General features: G+C 76.1%; 2 protein-coding genes and 1 pseudogene. All 3 read right to left on the reverse strand.

From position 1 onward, the window contains the following. Nucleotides 1-235, reverse strand: a pseudogene (locus AA75_RS34995) (hypothetical protein); the annotation flags it as partial. A 25-nt stretch (nucleotides 236-260) separates the two neighbouring features. Further along, nucleotides 261-1,583, reverse strand: coding sequence for a hypothetical protein (locus AA75_RS35000; RefSeq protein ID WP_033824407.1), 1,323 nt, complete (start codon nucleotides 1,581-1,583; stop codon nucleotides 261-263). Nucleotides 1,584-1,774: 191 nt separating this feature from the next. Then, on the reverse strand, nucleotides 1,775-2,716 hold the full coding sequence (locus tag AA75_RS35005) for a glutamate ABC transporter substrate-binding protein (RefSeq protein ID WP_033824408.1): 942 nt from the start codon (nucleotides 2,714-2,716) through the stop codon (nucleotides 1,775-1,777). Between the last annotated feature and the right edge of the window lie 150 nt (nucleotides 2,717-2,866).

A 2,866-nucleotide genomic window follows, 5' to 3' on the forward strand; every position in this document is an offset into this window, starting at 1 on the left:
CGGCCCGCGCGGCCAGGCCGCACTCGTCGCAGTAGCCGTCCGGGTCGATCGTGCCGGCGCAGCCGTCCCGCCCGCACGCCCCGTCCGGTGCGGCCGGTGCGGCCGGTGCCGGAGCGACCGCCGCCGGCGGTGCGGCGGCCGGGCGCGGGCTGAGCCCGCACTCGGTGCAGTACCCGTCGGCGTCGATCTCGCCGGTGCCGGAGCACTCCGGCCGTGTGCACACCTCAGCAGCCATCAGAACCGTTCCCCCTGACCGTGTCTCATCCCTGTCCACCGGGCCGTGCGTCCTGCGGCCCGCCTGCCGGGCCGGCGGCCTCCGGCGGCCGCAGCGCCTGCTGGAACCGCGCCACCGCCTCCGCGCCCGCCCGCAGGTCGCAGGGCGCGCTCCACAGCAGCCACCTGGCCTTCTCGAAGCGCTCCACCACCTCCGGGTCCTCGGCGAGGCCCAGCCGGGCGGCCATCGCCTTGTACGCCTCCAGCCGGCCGCGCAGCTCGGCCCGGACCGCCAGCGGCTGGGCGACCTCGGTGAGTGCCTGCCGGGCCCGGTTCAGCTCCTTGGCGGCGGCGTCCTCCAGGGCGTCCAGCAGCGGACCGAGCCGGTACCACTGGCCGGTCTGCTGGCACTCCACCGCGTGCCGGATCCGTTCGCGCAGCGCCGAGGTCGGCCCGGGCACGGCCGGCACCTCGGTGGCCGCGATCTTGGCCAGCACCTCCCCGCGGGCCCGCCGGGCCTCGGTCAGCGTGGCGTCCGCGCGCTGCAGCAGGTCGGCGATCTGCTGCAGCCGCTCGTGCGACTCGTCGCGCAGCCGCAACAGCCCCTCCAGCTCGACCCGGACGTCGTCCAGTGCCCGCCCGGCCCGGTCGAAGCGCCCGGTGTCCACCGTGCCGCCGGGGGCGGCGAACGCCGTCCCGTCGGGCACCGTGCCGCGCTGGGCCGGGACCCGGACCGGCCGCCACAGCGCCAGCGGGTCGGCCCGTACCTCGTCGCGCAGCGCGGTCAGGTCGGTGGCCAGGGCGTCCAGGTCGTCGGCGAGCGGGTGGCCGCCGGGGCGGACGCCGACCGAGACGGCGAGCATCTGCACCCGGCGCAGCTCGGCCAGCAGCAGGTCGATCCGGGCGGGCAGTGCGGACCACACCGCGTCGGCGGCGTCGACCACCTCCAGCACCGTCTCGTACCAGCCGTTCATCCGGGTCATCAGCTCGGCCAGGGTGACCTGTTCGGCCAGGCGCACCGGGCCGCCGAGCAGGCCGGCCGGCTCGGGCAGCCGGCCGCCGGAGACGGTCACCGCGGGGCCGGTGAGCAGTTCGGTGAGCTGCGCCAGTTCGGCGCCGCCGGGCCGGTTGCGGCGGGCCCGGACCGCGCGGGCCGAGGCCAGCGCCTCAGAGTAACGGTCGAACAGGGCCCACAGCTGTCCGAGGCCCTGTCCGGCGACCGACCAGCGCTCGGCGGTGCGCCCGCTCAGCTCGGCGCCCTCCAGCAGCCGGCGGCCCGGGTGGTCCTGGAGGGCGAGCAGCGCGGACTCGACCGCGTCGCGCTCGGCGCCCAGCCGGGCCAGCGCACGGTCCACCTCCTCCCGGCTCATCGCCGGGCCGGCCGATCCTGCCACGCGGGGTCCTTCCTCTCTGCCTCGTCGGGCAGCGCAGTTGACGGGGCGGCCGGCTGTCCGTCGCTCCGGCAGGTGCCGGCGGTGGGCCGCCCGGCGGCCAGTCTTCCGGATGGCGCCGCTCCGGTCGACGCCGGTGCCGTCACCGGCGCCGGCCGGGCGGGTGCCGGCTACTGCTTGAACTCGTACGGGTCGGGCGACGTGCCCATCGATCCGGCCAGCCAGTGGTCGTAGCTGCGCCGCCAGCCGCCGTCGGCCCTGTAGTCGAGCAGCGCCTGGTTGACCCAGGCGACCAGGTCGGTGTCGGCCTGGTTGACCACCACGCCCATCCAGCCGGCCAGCAGGGTCTCGCCGACCACCTCGACGGTCGGGTCCTGGGCGGCCTGGGCGGCGGCCAGCACGGCGTCGGTCAAGGTCGCGTCCACCTTGCCGAGCTGCATCAGCACCAGGCAGTCCAGCTGGTTCTCCACCACGGTGACCTCCGAGGCGCCGTGCCGGTTGGTCTTGAGCTCGGTGTCGGAGGAGGACGAGGCCGCGGTGCAGACCCGCTTGCCCTTCAGCCCTTGGTCCACCGAGGTGGCCTTGGCGGACTTCGGGACCACCAGCCGCTGTCCGGCGGCGAAGTACGGCCTGGAGAAGGCGACCTCCTGCATCCGGGCGCAGGTGATGGTGGTGGTCCGGACGACCAGGTCCACCTCGCCGGCCTTGACCGCGTCGATCCGGCGGGCGGTCGGGACGGCCTTGAACGTGATCTTGTCGGGGTCGCCCAGCAGGGACTTGGCGATGGCGTGCGCCAGGTCGATGTCGAAGCCCTCGATGGTGCCGGTCTGCGGGTTGCGGTAGCCCCAGTGGTAGCTGTTCTGGTCGATGCCGACCACCAGGGTGCCGCGCTCCCGGATCTTCTTGATCTTCGGGCCGCCGGGGTCCTTGGCCGGGGGCACGCTCCTGGTCGTGTCGCAGGTGTCCGCCGCGGGAGCCAACTCCGGCGCCCGGGCGGCGCTCACCGGTCCGGCGCCGCCACCGGCGGCCCCCGCCGAACCGCCCGCGCCGAGCACCCCGGCCGCCAGCGCGACCGCGGCCACCAGGGCCCTGGCCCGTACCTTGCGCATCATCGTCCCCACCCCCTAGCGGTAGTCGGCCAGTCGGCGGCCGATGCCCCGGAACACGCCCGCGGCGCAGGCGACCGCGAGCACCGCGGCCCCCACCGCCAGTGCGGCGAGTCCGGTGTCGACCCCGTCGACCGCCGTCCTGAACGCGGCCTG

The sequence above is a fragment of the Kitasatospora sp. MBT63 genome (assembly GCF_000710465.2).
GTDB lineage: Bacteria > Actinomycetota > Actinomycetes > Streptomycetales > Streptomycetaceae > Kitasatospora.

Bases quoted from the DNA above. Each gene is read 5' to 3' on its own strand.
- AA75_RS35000 (WP_033824407.1), bottom strand. From the start codon at position 1,583: ATGAGCCGGGAGGAGGTGGACCGTGCGCTGGCCCGGCTGGGCGCCGAG.
- AA75_RS35005 (WP_033824408.1), bottom strand. From the start codon at position 2,716: ATGATGCGCAAGGTACGGGCCAGGGCCCTGGTGGCCGCGGTCGCGCTG.